General features: G+C 66.7%; 10 protein-coding genes. 6 read left to right on the top strand and 4 right to left on the bottom strand.

All coding sequences use genetic code 11. The features are described 5' to 3' along the window. Positions 1 to 102: 102 nt before the first annotated feature. The 5 genes from FG95_RS03800 to FG95_RS03780 are packed head-to-tail and all read left to right on the top strand — an operon-like array spanning position 103 to position 5,114. Entirely contained in the window at positions 103 to 1,044 is a 942-nt protein-coding gene (locus FG95_RS03800; RefSeq protein ID WP_037554084.1) for a hypothetical protein, read from the top strand. Next, positions 1,041 to 1,913 (top strand): HesA/MoeB/ThiF family protein, encoded by an 873-nt coding sequence (locus FG95_RS03795; RefSeq protein WP_037554083.1) that lies wholly within the window; start codon positions 1,041 to 1,043, stop codon positions 1,911 to 1,913. The genes FG95_RS03800 and FG95_RS03795 overlap by 4 nt, the downstream gene beginning before the upstream one ends. Further along, positions 1,910 to 3,049, top strand: a complete 1,140-nt coding sequence (locus FG95_RS03790) for a hypothetical protein (RefSeq protein ID WP_037554081.1) — start codon at positions 1,910 to 1,912, stop codon at positions 3,047 to 3,049. Before FG95_RS03795 ends, FG95_RS03790 begins: the two co-directional genes overlap by 4 nt. Continuing rightward, positions 3,046 to 4,140, top strand: a complete 1,095-nt coding sequence (locus tag FG95_RS03785; protein WP_037554080.1) for a GNAT family N-acetyltransferase — start codon at positions 3,046 to 3,048, stop codon at positions 4,138 to 4,140. The genes FG95_RS03790 and FG95_RS03785 overlap by 4 nt, the downstream gene beginning before the upstream one ends. Beyond that, positions 4,137 to 5,114, top strand: coding sequence for a hypothetical protein (locus FG95_RS03780; protein WP_037554079.1), 978 nt, complete (start codon positions 4,137 to 4,139; stop codon positions 5,112 to 5,114). Before FG95_RS03785 ends, FG95_RS03780 begins: the two co-directional genes overlap by 4 nt. Here the strand turns inward: FG95_RS03780 and FG95_RS21290 are convergent. The 4 genes from FG95_RS21290 to FG95_RS03760 all read right to left on the bottom strand — a co-directional run bounded on the left by FG95_RS21290 (position 5,111) and on the right by FG95_RS03760 (position 15,671). Then, positions 5,111 to 6,517 carry a c-type cytochrome gene (locus FG95_RS21290; protein WP_161786529.1) on the bottom strand — a complete coding sequence of 469 codons (1,407 nt, stop codon included), beginning with the start codon at positions 6,515 to 6,517 and terminating at the stop codon, positions 5,111 to 5,113. The genes FG95_RS03780 and FG95_RS21290 overlap by 4 nt on opposite strands. A 371-nt stretch (positions 6,518 to 6,888) precedes the next feature. Then, entirely contained in the window at positions 6,889 to 9,054 is a 2,166-nt protein-coding gene (locus FG95_RS03770; protein WP_235211445.1) for an AsmA family protein, read from the bottom strand. 142 nt (positions 9,055 to 9,196) lie between these two features. Then, positions 9,197 to 12,955 (bottom strand): CHAT domain-containing tetratricopeptide repeat protein, encoded by a 3,759-nt coding sequence (locus FG95_RS03765; RefSeq protein ID WP_161786528.1) that lies wholly within the window; start codon positions 12,953 to 12,955, stop codon positions 9,197 to 9,199. Positions 12,956 to 13,160: 205 nt separating this feature from the next. Further along, positions 13,161 to 15,671: a TonB-dependent receptor plug domain-containing protein gene (locus tag FG95_RS03760; RefSeq protein WP_037554078.1), complete on the bottom strand. Its 2,511-nt coding sequence runs from the start codon at positions 15,669 to 15,671 to the stop codon at positions 13,161 to 13,163. Between the two features lie 197 nt (positions 15,672 to 15,868). Here FG95_RS03760 and guaA point away from each other — a divergent pair, with 197 nt between their 5' ends. Beyond that, positions 15,869 to 17,455: a glutamine-hydrolyzing GMP synthase gene (gene guaA, locus FG95_RS03755; RefSeq protein WP_037554077.1), complete on the top strand. Its 1,587-nt coding sequence runs from the start codon at positions 15,869 to 15,871 to the stop codon at positions 17,453 to 17,455. Positions 17,456 to 17,459: the final 4 nt, after the last annotated feature.

Here is a 17,459-nt window from a genome sequence, read left to right as displayed (position 1 = left end):
TCGTCAATGGTCGTCCGTCGGGGAATCCAACCTGCGCCAGCCTCGCTATGGCATGTTAACCAACTGATGTTACAGTCCGCCTGATTGGCCGGGAAGGGGCGGATGAATATTCTGTTGGCCGCATTTCGGCACAAGCAATTGAGACTGCAGTTCCGGGCATCGCCCGAGCATGTCGTCAATATTTATGAACGACCCGGCGAGTTTCTGGCGCCGGCGGAGCTCGACCGGCTGGTCGCGCAATGCCGCACCGTCGTGCGCGCATGCCTGGCGGGACAGGATCTCGATTACGGCCTTTTCGATCCCCGGACCGACGCCTGGTCGCGCTGCGTTATCACCTTGGTATGTCGCAGCGCCGACGGAGCGCCGGTCGCCTTCAACGCGATGCCCCAGCTCGCGGTCAAACGCGCCGGGCGCGACGAGCATGTCCTGCACCTCGGCCTCGTCATGGTCGATCCTTCGGAACGTAGCGGCGGCCTGTCGTGGATACTCTATGGCCTCACCTGCTTTGCCCTGTTCCTCCGCGGCGGACTTCGACCGCTGTGGGTCAGCAGCGTGACGCAGGTGCCGGCGGTCGTCGGCATGGTCGCCGAAACCTTCAGCAATGTGTTCCCCGCCCAGGACGCAACGCGGCAAAGCTTCGCACATCGCCATCTGGCGCATCAGATCATGAAACGGCACCGCGCCGCTTTCGGTGTCGGCGACGACGCCGGGTTCGATCCCGACCGGCAGATCATCACCGACGCCTATACCGGCGGTTCGGACAATCTGAAGAAGAGCTTCGATGTCGCGGCGAAGCATCGGGCCGAACGCTATAACGAATATTGCCTGCGCGAGCTCGATTATGGCCGTGGCGACGATGTTTTGCAGATCGGCGCCATCGATCTCGGCGCCGGACAGCGCTTCCTGTCGCGCAGTGTGCCGCGCAGCGCCTTGCCGCAGCTTGCCGTGCAAGCGCTGGTGCTCGCCACCGGTGCCGTCGTCGCCCCGCTGATCCAATGGCTCGATGCGAGCACGCATTCAAGACGTTTGAGGCCCGCCCGATGAGCGATTTTGACTATGGCGAGATGACCACGCGAAATCGCGGTTTCGTGACCCGGGTCGAGCAGGAAAGGCTGCGCGACGCGCGCGTGTTCATCCCCGGTGTCGGCGGCATGGGCGGCGCTGCTTTCATGGCACTCGTCCGCGCGGGAGTCGGCAGCTTTATCATCGCGGATATCGATGTCTTCGAGGTGTCGAACCTCAACCGCCAGCTTTTCAGCCGCGCCGACACCATCGGCCGCCCGAAAGTCGAGGCGGCGCGCGATCTGGCGCTGGAAATCAACCCCGGCCTCGATATAGAGGTGCTGAACGGTACGTGGGTCGATGAACTCGACCGGATACTGCCGTCGGTGGCGGTCGCGATCAATGGCACCGACGATGCCGCGGCGGGGGCACAGCTTTACCGCAAGGCGCGCGAACATCGCCGGGCGCTGATCGACGCCTATGCGTCGCCACTGCCGTCGGTCACCGTCGTGCGGCCCGACGATCCGCGGATCGAGGACCGGCTCGGCTATCCGACGCGTGGCGTCGCCTGGACCGATATCGACCGCGAAATGGCGGTCGAATGCCTGATGCTCGAAATAGAATATGTGCTGACGCACAGCAGCAGTCACAAATATGTCGACCTCGATGTTGCAGCGGAAGTCGCACAGGGCAAACGCTCGCGCTTTTCTTTCTCGACGATGGTCACGATGGCCGGGACGATGATGGCCGAAGAGGCGGTGCGCGTCATCCTGGGCCGCCCGGGAGGGGTCGATTATCGGGGCTATTTCTTCAACACCCATGCGGGAAAGGTCGAGCGACCGCTGCCGGCGCCGATCGCCGCGGTCAAGCGCGCCCTGGTGCGGCGCTTCATGAAAAAACTGATGGCGTGACCCTGTCGCCAGCGATCCTGTTGACGCTCATCGCGCTCGCTGCAGTGCTTGTCGCGCGGCGGGGGATCGCGGCGGTTGCGCGGCGTTCGCCCGTCGCGGCGCGGCTGCGGCTGGTGTACGGGCTGGTCGGGGCGCTCCTCTTGCTGCGACTGGTATACGCCGCGTGGATGGTGCCGCCGGTCGCCTCGCTCGTGATGATCGCAGCCGCGTGGCTGCCTGTCGCCATGCTCCGCCTCGCCGAAGAGCTCGTTCGTCGCCACGCACCACGCGCCGTCAAACTGGCTGCGCTCGTCGGAGCGATCGGCTTCTCGGTTCTTGCGGTCACCTTCGGGCTGGTGTGGAGCGGCGCCGCGATCGCGGCGCTCGCCGCTTTCCAGATGTTGGCGATGATCGCCGTGATCGTCATGCTGATGCGCGGTCGCGGCGAGCTTTCGTTGTCGGAGCGGCGCGCCGCCGATCTTTTCGTTATCGCGCTGCTGCTCGCAATGCCGCTCGTCCTGACCGATTTTCAGCGACTGTTTCCCCACCTCTCGGTTCGCGGCGGTGCGTTTGCGGTGCTGATCCTGATCCTCGCGACGTCGCGGCTCGTGGCGGCCGAGGGGCGACCGCGGCAGCTGTTCGGTGACCTGCTCCTCGCGCTCGGCGGGGGCGGCATTGTCGCGCTGGCGCTGTTGGCGCCGCCCGGCCTCGGGATCGAAATGCTACCGATCGTCGCCTGCGCGACCGCGGGCGCGGCGTTGTTGCTGCTGATCGAGCGTTTCGCCCTGGACGATGATGCACGAGCTGGTCTCGTTTCGACGCTGGTGGGGGTCGAGCATCGCCGCAGTGCGATGCTTGCGGCACACCCACTGCTCGATCGCGGCGTGCTGGTCGAAGGCGATGCCTTGTCGGACTATCCGCCAGCGGTCATCGAACAGCTTGCCGAACATCGCCTGATCAACGGCGGGCTCGTGCCTGACGACCCCGCACTCGCGGATGCCGCCGCCGACCTGCTCGGCCATTATGCCGCAAGCCACCTGATCCGCCTGTCGCAACGGCCGCCGCGTTTTCTCGCCGTTTCTGCCGGCGGCCTATCCGAAGCCGCGCTCGACGAAGAACTCGAACTCGCGGCAAGGTTGCTGGAGGGCGCGGCATGACGATCGAGCTTCGTTCGGGCGATGCACAGGCCTTTTTCGACGCGCCCTTCAACGCCTATGATGACGCGCTTGGCTATGTTTCGCCGATGAAGGGCGACATTTTCCGCATGCTCGAAACGGCGAAGAACCCGTTGTGGACTGCCGGAAATCCGTTCGCATTCTGGACGGCGCATCGCGACGGGCGTCCGATAGGGCGGATCGTCGCGCATGTGCATGGCCAGTCGAATGCGGCACATGGGTGGAAACGCGCGCAATTCGGCTTCTTCGACTGCGCCGACGACGCCGAAGCCGCGGCCGCGCTGCTGGGCGCGGCGCAGGATTTTGCGCGAAGGCACGGCCTTTCCGAACTGGTCGGCAACTTCAATCTTACGGCCATGCAACAATGCGGGGTGATGACCGGCGGCTTCTCGCGGCGCGGATATACCGACATGGTCGTCGGGCCGCCGCATCTGCCCCGGCTGCTGATAGCGAACGGGTTCGAACCCTTTTTTCCGATGACGACTTTCGAGCTCGACCTCGAACGCGCCGCATCGCCGTCGGAGGAGCCCGTCGCAAGCGGGGCCTACAGCTTTGCCCCGATCGAGCGGCGCAGTTTCCCGGAGCGCATGGAGGATGCGCGGGCGGTGCTCAACGACGGGTTCGCGCAGAATCCGATGTTCGTGCCGTTGACGGAGGAAGAGTTCGCGTTCCAGGCGGGCGAAATGAGCGCAATTCTCGACCCGCGCCTGTCGTCGGTGCTGATGGAGGATGGCCGACCGGTGGGCACGATCATCTGCATCCCCGACCTCAACGGCTTTCTGCGCGCGACCCGTTCGCGCATCGGGCCGCTCACGCTATGGCATTTCCTGCGATTCCGTTTCCGCCGCCGCCGCGCGGTCATCATCTTCTATTCGATCGTGCGCGATCGGCACGGTCGCGGCTTGATGGGCGCGATGCTCGCGCGCACGATCCGCCAGCTGCGCGCCGCTCATTACAGGCAGCTGGGCATCACCTGGATCGCCGACGAAAATGCTGCAAGCCTGCGCCAGATGGAGAAGTTGGGCGCAGAACCTCTTCACCAGCTGCACCTGTTCCGAAAGACGCTCGGATGACCAAAGCGATATTGCGACGGCTGGTCGAAGACGCGATCACGGCACCGAGTGTCCACAATGTCCAACCCGCGCGTTGGCGGATCGAGGACAATTCGCTGTTGCTCGCCGAAGATCTGTCGCGCCGGCTGGCGGTCGGCGATCCGACCGGCAACGATGCCGCCATCAGTCTGGGCGCCGCCGCTGAAGCGTTGCGAATCGCAGCCTCGCGCGAGGGTTGGCATGTTGTCGAGGAACGGAGGGGCCTTCCGGACCTTGGCGCCGGGCTGCGGGCCATCGCGCGATACCGGTTCGATCGCGGCGCTGACGTCGACCCGTTGGCCGGATGGCTCGGTAAACGGGCATCCTGGCGCGGAAATTTTCTCGTCCCGACCGAGGCCGATCGGGCGGCGGTCCAGCAGTTCGCAGGCGCCGATGCGACCATCGTCACGGCACCCGACGCGCTTGCCCTGCTCGGGCGGGAATTCGACGCCGCCAGCTATGGTTTCATGCGCGACGGCGCCTTTCGCGGCGAGCTGCTTGGCTGGATGCGGCTGCGGCGGCGTCATCCCTGTTGGGCGCGCGACGGGTTGAATGCCGAAGCGATGGCATTGTCGCCGGTCGAGGCGATCGGCGCGAATCTGGTGCTGGGGCCGCTTTTCAGTCCGCTCGATCGCCTGCGCGTTGCACCAGCGCTGCTGGCAGAGGGCGCCAAGGTGGCGGCGGCGGCGGCGGTCATCTTGTTTCACCGTCCCGTCGTCGAAGCGCCTTTCGAAAGCGGCCGGCATTTTCTCCGCCTGTGGCTCGGCATCGAGCGGGCAGGGATGGGTGCGGCGGTGCTCGCCGCGCTGGCCGATGATCCGCGGGCGGCGTCGCATGTCGCTTCAACCCATGGCATCGCCGCCGGACAGCGGCTGGTCAGCGCCTTTCGCGTCGGCCGGCGTTCGGGACCCGGCTTTGCCCGGGCCCGTCTGCCGATCGACGCTGTCCTGTTCTAGAGCCGCTTCAGAAATTCGATGAGCGCTTGCCGGTCGGCAGCCGTCAGCCCGGCTCCGAACAGGTGTCCGCCATTGCCGCGCCCGGGCTGCGTGGTGTCGGTCCACTGCGGTGTCGAAAAGGGGCGGTAACCGTCGGGATATGCGCCGGCGGGTCCCAGACGGAGTCCGACGCTTTCGAAATCGAGCGCATGCCCTCCGACGAGGAAACGCGCCTGACGCTGCGTCGGGTCGAGCAGCGCGCCAAGGCTCGTGACCGAGCCATTATGCAAATAGGGTGCGGAGGACCAGAGACCGGCCAGCGGCGGCGCGGCATATCCCCGCCCCGCCTTCACGGCGATCAGCTTGCGATATCCGGTATTGCCGACAGCCTTCCGGAGCTCGGCATCGAACAGGCGCGCGCGCAGCGGGTCGGTTCCGACATCGCCGATCCAGTTCGGGAAGCGCACGAGTTGCGGTGCCGCGCTTTCGTTCATGGCGTAATCTCCGTGACACGCGGCGCATTGCGCCCGGTAAACCGCCGCGCCGCGCCGTGCCGCCGCATGATCGATTGCCCCGGGAAAGGGCTGCGGTCGATAGGTTCGCAGCCAAGCGAAAACGGCTTCGGCATCCCCCATTCCTTGCTGCGCCCGGTCGGGATGGACCCCCATGCTCGGAACCGTGAAGAAACTGGTGATCGCGGCCAGCTCGCGCAGTCGTTCGGCGGTCAGGTCGGCCTCGACGGTCGCGCCCGGCTTTACGCCGGGCAGCGCATAGGCCCCGTCGGCGAGCAGCGCGCTGCGCCACTCCCGGCGGCCTAGCTCGGGCACCGAAACAATTCCGTCATCGCCCGGCCCGCCTTCGGCAAGCGGCGCACCAAGCGCGTGTTTGAGCGCTGCTACGCCATTGGTGCTGCCCGGCGATCCGTTGGGAAAGGGCAAAGGTCGCGGTTGACCCTCCAGTGCGGCAAGCCGTCGCTTCGCGAGCGGGATGACCAGCCAGCGCAGGCTCTGCCGCTCGCGCCATCCCATTTCGGGGTAGAGCGTTGCGGCGGTGGTCAGCAACTCTTCGGACCCGATGTGTCGGCGCGTCGCGTCGAATATCGCCTGCGTATAGGCCTCAAGGTCGATCGAGCTGTTGGGCGTGCCCAGCCACGCCCGGTCGGGCCGGGGGCCGCCTGTTTCATCATAGGTCACGCCGGCATGGCAGGCCGCGCACCCAAGGTTGGCGACTTCCACCCTGGTGCCGCCGATCGGCGCGATGGCGCCGTGCGTGATGCCCAGCGGCATCTCACCCCCGCGCGGGCGAAGGTCCGCGGGAAGGTTCGCGATCGTTGCTGGATAGAGGAACCCGAAGCGCTTCAAGATGCTGCGCACCGTTGCCCGGTCGATGGCGGCAGACGGATTCCGGCGGCGTTCGTCAAGCACCAACGCAGCGGCTGCAAGCCGCCAGGGAATGGCACTGGAGTCGAGCGATTCCATCGAGATGCCACCGAAACCCGCGCCCAGGAAAGCCGCTGCGCCACGTGCATCTGCCGAGGCACCTTCCGATAGGACCGGGCGGGAATCGGCTTCGATTTGCGGTTTGGAGGTCAGCCACAGCAACGCAGCTGCCAGAAGGAGCGAGATAAGAATTCGCACGATCCAGCGCCGCGTCGAGGTTGTGCGTAAGCTCTGTTGCCTCATTGCCATGACGCATGATTCCCGAAACGGTGCTGAAGGCAACCTGGAAATATCGGCGTCGGAGCGGTTCTATTTGGCCAGGCGTTGCCCGGGCTCGCCTGCGCCGCGCCCCGCGATCAGAAAATTCCGAGGAATTTCTTGCGCTGTTCCTTCCGGCCCTCGGAATTCTGCTTGCCGTCCTCCGACTTGGCGGTCGTTCCCTTGCCGACGTCGTCGCGCGGCTTGCCCTTGGCTGTCCGCTGCGCCTTGGCGGTCGCGCCCGCAAGGACGGGGCCGCATTGGGCAGCCTTGGCATCGCCCGGGTCGATGAAGGGCGCGATCGCGGCGACGGGGCTCGCCAGAATACCGAGCCCGAGCCCGGCGCCCGCGCGCCCCACCAGTTCGTCGCTGATCGGATCGATTTTGGGCGCCGCGAAATAGCCGCCGACGCCAACCGGCGACTGGCCCGAAAAAAGGCTGAAGGTCTTGCCGTCGGCGCGAACCGCCATATCGATCGCCTCGCTGCGGAACGAAAAGCCGCCGCGGCCGAGCATTACATTCTTTTTCGTGTCGATGAGGATCGGATCGGCGGCAGCGACGCCGCCGCGCACGGTGAAGGCGATGACGCCGCAATTGATATCGACCGGTTTCTTCAGCTTTTCCTGGAACATCTTCTGAACGAACGTGCCGATATCGAGTTCGGCGAGCTGGATGTTGCGCGTCCAGAAGGTGCCCCGCGGCATGACGAACGCGATGCGGCCATTCGACGTGGCAAGCGATTCGCGCACGCTGTCGCCAAAGCCCGCCATCCGCACCCGCCCGCTGACCGTTCCCGTCGTCCCTGATTCTTCGGTGCCGAAGTGGGCGAGGAGGGCGCCGAGTTTGGTGGGGGACAGGCGGATGTCATATTCGGTGCGCACGACCGCGGGGCGGCTGTCGATCGAAATGTCGCTTTTGACCGTGCCGCCCGCGACGGCGAAATTGAAAGGTTTGAGCTCCATCAACCCGTTCTTCAGCGCGAGGGTGAGATCGACATCGCTGATCGGAAAGCTTTCGGCGCGGACTCTCGTGACGCGGTAGCGCACGTCGGCATCGAAGCGCTTGATCGCCTCGACACGGAGCGGTGCGTCGGGAAGGATACGCGGACGGCCCTGTTCGGTCCGCACCGTGCCGGAGGTTCCCATCCTGTCGAGGCGTTCGGGGTCGTAGCCGACAAACGGCCCCGCATCGATGATATTGAGCGAGCGGGTGACGAGATTGGCCTTGAGATAGACGCGGCCCTTGGGCTGGCTGACCGCAAGGTTTCCGGCAAGGTCGCTGTCGCCGAACATGCCTTTCAGCCCCGTGAGCTTCCAGACTTCACCCTCATAGGTGAGGGCGGAACGCAGGCGGTAGGCACGGGTGTCGGGAATGGCGACGCCCAGAAAATCGAAGATACGCGAAAGATTGCCGCCGCGCGCACTAAGATCGAGCTCGGCACCCTCGATGTCGGTCGGGCCGCGCAGCGTGCCGGATATATCGAGCGTGTTACCAAGACCTTCGGCGTGCAGCGTGAGCGCATTCTTCCCTCCCGCGATCGTCTCGTTCGGCGAGGCGAGGCTGCCCGACAGGCTAAAGGGCTGGGAGCGCATCGTCCCCCGGCCCCCGAAACGGATCGCGTCTTCGATCCGCGTGTTCCTCGATGTCACCGTCTCGAAGCCGATGTCGGCGAACAGCCGCAGCCCCGGGTCGCGATAGGACAGGCCGCTGTTCGCGATCGCGGCGCGGCGGATCACGGGGAGGTCGAGCGGCTGGGGCGGACGATCGGGGTCGCCGAAGGTCCAGCTGTTATGCCTGTTTCCGGCATCCCATTCGAGAGCGACTCTGGCGCCGTCGAAATTGGCGAAGCGGACGATGCGTCTCCCGAAGATCAGCGGGATCGTAGCGATCCGCATATCGATGGTTCGGGCAACGAAAAACTGCTTCTCACGCGCCCAGACGGGGTTCGCGATGCGGATGTCTTCGGCGTAGAACTTGATGTCGAAAGGCGCGAAATAGAGCTGGAAATCGCCGCCCACATCGACCCGCCTTTCAAGCTGCGACGTTGCGAAGCGCTCGAACGGGCTCTTGAGAAACCGGCCTTTGGTGACGAAGAGTATCAGCCAGATCGCAAATAGCGTCAGCAGAAGGATCGCGGCCGTGCGGACAATGATGCGGACCGGGCGCGGGCGCTTCTCAAGCCAGGCCGGAGTCCAGCTTTTCCGTGCCCAGTGCCGGGGATGGTCGAACCATCGCGGCGAGCTCGATGTGGCCGCGGAGGCCATTTGACCCGTGCGCATTTCCATGAGGCACCAATCCGCCGCTCGGCGCATCGTTCCGCCGATCGCGCGCCGAACCGAGCGCCGGCCCGGCTGTGCGGAGGATCGGATTTTGCGGCAGACGGGGCTCGATCTGCGTGCGAGGCGGTCAGTCGTCGGTCGCGATCAGCGTGAAGGGCGCCCAGGCGGCGGGGTGCGCCCAGTCGCTGGTCCAGCCTTCGACCGCCGATCCGTCGTCGCGTTTGCCGGTGCGGATCGCCCGCATCGCGGACTGGAGCGCCGCCGCTTTACCGCCGGCCGGGTTTCGACGCGCGTTTACAAGCGTTTCGACGGTAAGCGCGGCGGTGACCTTGTCGCCGACCCGCCAGCGGCTCGCGAGGAGCGCGTCGGCGCCGGCATGGAGGAAAGAACGCGCCAGCCCGGACAATGCGTCGCCGCCGCCGGGGCCTTCGGTCGTGCCCGTGTTGCATGCCGACAGGATCACCCACTCGGCCGACAGGTCCAGCCCCGCGGCTTCGGCCGCGGTCAAAATACCGTCGTCGGCGTAAGTCGCGCGCCCCGGCGGGGTGAAGATCAGCCCCGGCTCGGCTAAGCCTTCGATTTCGCCGGGAAGGACGCCATGCGTGGCAAAGGCGACGATACGCGCATCGCGCAGCCGGTCGTTTGTGCGGACGGCCGTCTCGGTCGCCTCCGCGCCGAGATGGATCGCCGTCGCGTCGGCGCCGAGCGCCTGTGCCATCGCGTTCAGTTCGACCTCGGTCCCGGGAAGCGACGGAAGCGCGCGCAACCGTGCGGGATCCGCGAGCGCGGGACCGGCAGGGCCCGCCTGCGGCGACAGTCCGGCGGTCGCCGCACGCTTGCCCCCGGCTTCGGCCAGCACCGGGGCGCCATAGCCGATGAGCGGCAGCGCACCGCGCTTCTCCGGCCGCTGCCGGCCGATCCGCAGCGATTCGACCGACGGCAGGTTGACGATCGCGAACCGGTCAGCGAGCCATGGGGTCGCCGCGAGCGCCGCGTCGGTGTCTTCGCCTTGGGGTTCGGCGGTGATGAAAGCCGCGAAGGGCAGGTCGGCGAGTGGCCCCGACGTCGTCACATAAAGCGTCTTCACATCCTTGAGCAGCGCTTCGTGCGGCTGGACGAGGAAGCGATACAGGTCCCAGGCATAGCGGCGATCGAATAGCGGCGAAGCCGTCCAGATGCCCGAGCAGGTCTTCGGATCGACCTCGCAGCGGAACGCCTCGATCGTGCCGCGCAGATAGGATTGCATCCGCGGTACGGCGTTCCAGCCGGCCGCTTCGGCGGTGACGACGAAGGTGAAATCGTAAAGCTCGCCCTCGGTGACGAGCAGCAGCGCTTCGCCGGGGCGTAGGCGGCGGCGCACTTCCTCCTCGCTCAACGACTGCGGAACCGCGAGCCGCGCATAATCGGGATAGGCGCGGCGCAATCTTTCTTCGATCGCGCCGAGCTCGCGCCCGAGCACGCCGATCCGGCTTCTTGCGATCGCGGCGGCATCGGCGGCGCCGATCATCGCCTTGCCGAGACTCTGGTTGAGGTCGCGAATGTCCTGCGCCAGATCCTGCTGGCGCCGCACCAGCCGGGCCAGCGGTGTGTCGCCAAGCGCTTCGCGCGCGACGATTCCGGCGAGCGCACGGGTCGCGGCGCTCGACGTCGAATCCTGCGCGATGCGAAAGGCTTCGGCGCGAAGCTTCGCCTCCTCGCCGCGGACTGCGGTCGCGTGATTGGCATAAAGGGTGAGCGCCAGTGCGAAAACGCTCGCGCCCGAACGGTCGGACCCGTCGTTGTCGCTCAGCGCCGCTGCCGTCGCGCGTTCGCCTGCAGTCGCGCCCGACACGTCGGCCGCCGACAGCACGCGCGTCCGCTCGCCGCGCGCTCGCGCGACCGCTTCGCGCATCAGGTCGACATATTCGTCCGATGCGGGGTCCTGCCGCGCGATCGACCGCGCCAGCGCCGTCGATGCGATCGCGATATAGGGATGGCCGGGGTCGAGCGTGTCGAGCGCGAGCGCCAGTGCGCGGCGCTGATAGGCGATCGCGTCATCATGCCTGCCTTCTTTCGCGAGGATCGCGCCCATCCGCCCGAGGTCGGCGATGCCCTCCTCGTGATTGCGTTCGGGCAAGACCGACCGCCGCGCGATGACGCGCGTCTGCAGCGCGCCCGCCTCGTCATATTTGCCCTCCTTGGTCAGCAGGCCGACGAGGTTGCCGAGCGAGCGGAGCGTGTCGGGGTTGGCGGTGCCAAGGTGGCGTTCGCGGATCGCGATCGCCTGGCGCAACCGCACCTCGGCCTCGAGCGCCTTGTCCTGCCGGTCGAGGTTGCTCGACAGGAGCGCGAGCGTGCGGGCGGTGTCGAGACTGCCACGCCCCCTGGTACGCACGAGGAGGTCGAGGTTGCGGCGATAGATCGCCTCGGCGCCCGCGATGTCGCCCATTTCCTCGAGGTTCAGCGCAAAGCCGTTATATTCCTCGATGACGAAGGGATCCTCGTCGCCCAGCGCCGCTTTCGCATGGTCGATCGCCTTCTGCATCGCTGCCGAGGCTTCGGGGCGGCGGCGCTGTCCGGCGAGGATTTCGCCGAGCGTGCCCCACGCCGCCGACAGCGAGCGTGTTTCACTGTCCAGCGGCTCGACCAATTCGATCGCGCGCCGCGCATGGGCCTCGGCCCTGTCATATTCGCCCCGCGCCGAAAGGACGAGCGCCAGACGTCGCAGCGCGGCCGAATGCGCCTTGGGCTCGCCGAGCCGCTCGCGGATCGCGAGGGCATCGCGCATCAGCTTTTCGGCGGTGTCGGCGCGCCCGGTAAGGTAGAGGATGTTGGCGAGCAGCTCCTTGTCGGTCGCCGCGGCGGCCGAGCGGGCGCCTTCCGCGCGACCGTTCATGCGCGCCCGGACCACGGTCTCGGCCCGGACGAACATGCCGCGGTCGATGAGCTGGCGGATATCCGCCTCGGTCTCGGCCGGCAGCGCCGCGACATGTTCGTCCGGGGCGGCGGTCGCCGCGCGTGCGTCGGCTTCGCGGCGGAGCATCGTGGCAAGCTGGTAGAGCGACGCTCGCGTATCGGCATGGTCGCGTCCGAGCGTCCGCGCCTGAATCGCATAGGCCTCTTCGGCGGTTCTCGTCGCTTCGTCGACCTCGCCCTGCCGTGCCAGAAGGAGCGAGAGGAGATAGAGTTCGCGGGCGGTTTCCGTGCTGTCCGGCGCCGTCGTTTCCGCAGCCGCCGCGACCTTGCGGCGCTGGGCCGTGGTGCGCTCGCGATAGGCCGACAGCGCCGCTTCGGCGTCGGCGCGCAGCGATTGCAGTGCGGCGATCACCTCGTCGCCTTCGCCGGGCATTCGGCGGCCGGCCGCGATTCCCCGGTCATAGGCGCCGATTGCGTCGGGCAACCGATCGCGAGCTTCGAGGATGCGTCCCAGATTGCCCCAGGCTGCCACCAGCCGGTCGTCGGCCGGGCCGGGCGCGGCGAGCAGGTCGATCGCGCGCCGCGCCGCCGCTTCGGCTTCGACATGGCGACGGCGCTCGAGGAGGACGGACGCCAGGCGGTTGAGGCTTCGGCCGGTAAGCCGGTCGTCGCCGAGCCGCTCGCGCGTCCGCACCGCCGCACGGATCAGCGGTTCGGCCTCTTCGGCGCGCTTGGTCATCGTCAGCAGGAAGGCCAGCGTTTCACCATCGCCCGCCGCCGCTGCTGTGGCCATCGTCCCTGCCGCTTCATGCGCCCTCAGCCGGCCGCGCAGGATCGTCTCGGCTTCGGGATATTTGCGGGCCTCGATCAGCGACAGGACCGCGCTGTCGCCCGCCGGTGCCGTCTGCGCGGTCCGCGCCCGGAGCGGCCCCGCCTGCGCCATCATCGTGATGCAGGCCAACCAGCAAAGGCAGTGGACGACGCGAAGCAAGAAATTCCCCAATTGCACCGTCGATCGAAAGCGGTTCGTTGGGCTGAAACAGCCCGGTGCCGTATTGGTTCCTCGTGCTTCAGCAGGCCCCGTCGAGAACAGGTCCCGCGAAGCGGCTCCCGACGGTAATTCCATGGGACGCCGTGAACGCGGTCGTGCGGCTTCCGGCGCCCCCGAAGCCGCCATCCCGCTTATACCCCCGGGGTTAGAACGCCTTGCGCCACTCCAGCTCGACATAGCGGCCGAGCGGGTCGGTATAGCCCGGCTGATAATTCAGCGGCACGACGCCGCTCGCGTCGGTCACCTTGCGCTGCGCGTCGAACAGATTGTTGACCGACAGGCGCAGACGCGATCCTTTCAGGAAGGGCAGGTCGTCGGTCAGCTTCGGCATCTGGTTGAAATCGGCGAAGAAACGCAGGTTGAAGGTCGCGAGATCGTGGAATTTGAGGTCGCCGTTGGCGCCGCCCACAATGCTGCTGCCGCTGTCATATTTCGCGCTGACCCGGGTGCCGAAGCCCTTGTAGAAAAGGCCGCCGTCGAGTTCGACAAGATGGCGATTGGTGCCGCCGCCGCTCCCCGTCGCCGATCCGTTCAACAGGTCCAGTTCGGGGACGCCCGGGCCAATCAATATTTTGTCGGTCAGCTTGACCGTGTGGTACAGCGACACCTGCCAGCGCCCGCCCTGCTGCTGCCGTCCGCCGAACATGCCGCCACGCCCGCCGCCGCGACCGCGAAAACCGCCGCCACCCCCGCGACGACGCTCGCCCGCTTCCGCCGGGGGGCGCTGTCCTTCGGCGGGAGGCGATGCCGCCTCGCCGCCCTCGCGCGGCGGCGGCGTGCCTGCGTCGCTTGAAGGCGGCGGCCCGCCGGCACCCGAACGGCCGCCAAAGCGCCCGCGGCCGCCGCCCGCTTCGCTCTGGCCGAAGCTCTTGCCGAAATTGAAGCCCCAACGAATCTGCGAGTTGGTCGCGCGCTCGAAATTGACCGGACGCTGGTCGATCGCGAGCAGGGTCCCGTTGTCGTCGCGGATCACGCGATCGGGAAAGGCCGCCTCGATCTCGGGAGTCAGCAATGGGAAACCATTCGCCGTGTCGTTGCTTCGGTTGCGGTTGTAGTTGATCGAGAAGCGCAACCCTTCGACCATCGGCAGCTCCCAGTTCAGCCCGACCTTGAGGTCGCGCCGCTGCTCGGCGAGCAGGAACGGGTTGCCGCCGGTGATCGTGGTGATCAGCACTGTCTGGCCGGTCCGAAAGTCGTAATAGGTCACGCCTTCGGTTTCGAGCGGCGCCGCGCCGAGCTGGGTCATGCTGGGCGCCGCTTCGTCGCTCGCGTAGCTGGCGAGCAACGACAGATTGTCGGTGACGCCCCAGTTCAGCGTCGCGCCCCAGCTCGCCAGCGCCGAAAAGTCGCTCGGCCGCTCGGCCTGGGCGTTGAGGGTCAGCGACAGGCGGCCGATATTGCCGATATCATATTCGGGATCGAGCAACGGCACGGTGAGCGAACCGAAGACGCTCGGCGTGTCGCGCGCGAGTTCGGTCGTCGTGATGTCGACGCCGCGTTCGGTCCGGCTGTCGAAGCGCTGACCGCTGTAGCCGCCGGTGATCGAAGCGCGGATCGGGCCCGCCCAGCCGTCGGCGACGCTGCCCGAAATATTGGCGTTGGTGCCGAAGCTCTGCTGGCTGCTGTCGAACCGGTCGCGCGCGCCGCTGTCCTGCTCGGTGAAGGTGCGTTGATCGGCATCGGCATAATTGCCCGTTACCGACCAGCGCCAGTCGCCGAGCATGCCGTTGACGCTCGCCGAACTGGTCCAGTTCTGCGAACGGCTGTCGCGGCGTCGGGGATCGTCGGGGTTGCCGTTCCGCGGGCCGAGCAGCGACAGGCTGTCGGTCTGGTCGAAGCGAAGGCTGACCGACGCCTCGGTCACCTTGTCGATGTTGCGCACCAGCGTGCCGTCGATGACATATTCGTCGCTCGCGGGGGCCAGACTGCGCGCCGGCGCGCCCGCGGCAAGGACGGGATCGTCGTAAACAAGATCGCGTTCGCTTTCGCGCAGCATCGTCTGATGCTCCCAGCTCGCGTTGAGATTGAGCCGGCCGTTGTCGCCGATCGCGATGAAGGCGGGTTCGAGTTCGTTCTTGAACTGCCCGCCCTGCGTCGGGATGCCCGCTTCCGCCTCGACCGAAATCTGGCGAAAATCGGGCTTGAGCACGAAATTGACCACGCGCTCGGTCGCGGCATAGCCATATTCGAGTGCGACTTCCTCGGGGAAAATCTCGACCTTCGCGATTGCTTCGGGGGGGATGTTGCGCACCGCGCCGAACCCCGAAATGCGTCGCCCGTTGACGAGGATGACGGGCCGTCCGCCGCGCCCGCGGCCCGAGCGCGTCTGCGGCTCGAGTGCGTCGAGCAGTTCCTCGATCGACGAGGCGCCATAGCTGGCGATCGCCGCCTCATCGAGCTCGGCCTCGGCCTTGATGTCGGTGGCAAGCTGCCCCGCGAGGCGCGGCGCCGTGACGATGATCTCGTCCTCGCTATATTCCTCCTCTTCGGATTGATTGTCGGCGGACGCCGGAGGGGCGGCCTCGGCGGGCTGCTCGCCCACCGCCGATGCCGCGGCGGGCCCGATCGGCGCCGCTGCCATCGCCGGCAGCGCGAGCGAAGCCCCGGCCGCGAGAAGCGCGGCGCGCGCAGAAATAGGCAGGCGGATATTATTCATGGGGGGAGAGCCTTTGTTCTTTTCTGTCGTGGTTTTTTCTTGGCATGAGGGGGCTTAACGCCTCCTGACACCGAAATTTGTCCGGCGTTCACTTATGTCGCGCAATTGTCGCAACAATGTGTCGAGGTCATGCTTGTTCGACGGGCGCACCATATCGACCGCTGGACAGCATGGCCCCATGCCCTTATCGGCCAGCCATGCCGACTCCCGACTCTTCCGCCGCCCCTGAATCCATCCTGATCATCGACTTCGGGTCGCAGGTCACCCAGTTGATCGCCCGCCGCGTTCGCGAAGCCGGCGTCTATAGCGAGATCGTCCCGTTCAGCGCCGCCGAAGCCGCGCTCGAACGGATGCAGCCCAAGGGCGTGATCCTGTCGGGTTCGCCCGCTTCGGTCCCCGCGAGCGGCAGCCCGCGCGCGCCGCAATCGGTGTTCGACAGCGGGCTTCCCGTCCTCGGCATCTGTTACGGCCAGCAGGTGATGAGCCAGCAGCTCGGCGGACAGGTCGAACCCGGCGGCGCCGACGGCGAACGCGATGGCGAATTCGGCCGCGCCTTTCTGACCGTCACCGAACCCTGCGTGTTGTTCGACGGATTGTGGGAAGTCGGCGAGCGCCATCAGGTGTGGATGAGCCACGGCGACCGCGTGACGAAATTCGCCCCCGGCTTCCGCATCGTCGCGATCAGCGATGGCGCACCCTTCGCGCTGATCGCCGATGACGAGCGCCGCTATTACGGCACGCAGTTCCACCCCGAGGTCGTCCACACCCCCGATGGCGCCAAGCTGATCGCGAACTTCGTCCGCCACGTCTGCGGCTGCGGCGGCGACTGGACGATGGCCGAGTTCCGCGCGACCAAGATCGCCGAAATCCGCGCGCAGGTCGGCGACCAGCGCGTGCTCTGCGGCCTGTCGGGCGGGGTTGACAGCGCGGTCGCCGCGGTGCTGATCCACGAGGCGATCGGCGAACAGCTCACCTGCGTCTTCGTCGACCATGGCCTCTTGCGCATGAACGAGCGCGAACAGGTCGAGCGGCTGTTCCGCGACCATTACAACATCCCGCTCGTCGTGGTCGACGCCGAGGAGCGGTTCATGGCGGGCCTATCGGGCGTCACCGACCCCGAAAAGAAGCGCAAGTTCATCGGCGCCGAATTCATCAACGTGTTCGAGGAGGAAGCGAAGAAGATCGGCGGCGCCGATTTCCTTGCGCAGGGAACGCTCTATCCCGACGTCATCGAGAGCGTCAGCTTCACCGGCGGGCCGAGCGTGACGATCAAGAGCCACCACAATGTCGGCGGTCTGCCCGAGCGGATGAATATGAAGCTCGTCGAACCGCTGCGCGAATTGTTCAAGGACGAGGTGCGGCTGCTCGGCAAGGAACTCGGCCTTCCCGACATCTTCGTCGGCCGTCACCCCTTCCCGGGCCCGGGCCTCGCGATCCGCATCCCCGGCGAAGTATCGAAGGACCGCTGCGATATCCTGCGCAAGGCCGATGCGGTCTATCTGGAGGAAATCCGCAATGCCGGCCTTTACGACGCGATCTGGCAGGCATTCGCGGTGCTGCTTCCCGTCAAGACCGTCGGCGTGATGGGCGACGGGCGCACCTACGATCATGTCTGCGCGCTCCGCGCCGTCACCTCGACCGACGGAATGACCGCCGATATCTATCCCTTCGATGCGAGCTTCCTCAGCCGCTGCGCCACGCGGATCATCAACGAGGTGCAGGGCATAAACCGCGTCGTCTATGACTATACGTCGAAGCCGCCGGGCACGATCGAGTGGGAGTAGCGGC

Source organism: Sphingopyxis sp. LC363, from assembly GCF_000756385.1.
Classification (GTDB): domain Bacteria; phylum Pseudomonadota; class Alphaproteobacteria; order Sphingomonadales; family Sphingomonadaceae; genus Sphingopyxis.
The sequence above is the reverse complement of the archived record's forward strand: the minus strand, read 5'-3'. Positions and strand labels throughout refer to the sequence as shown.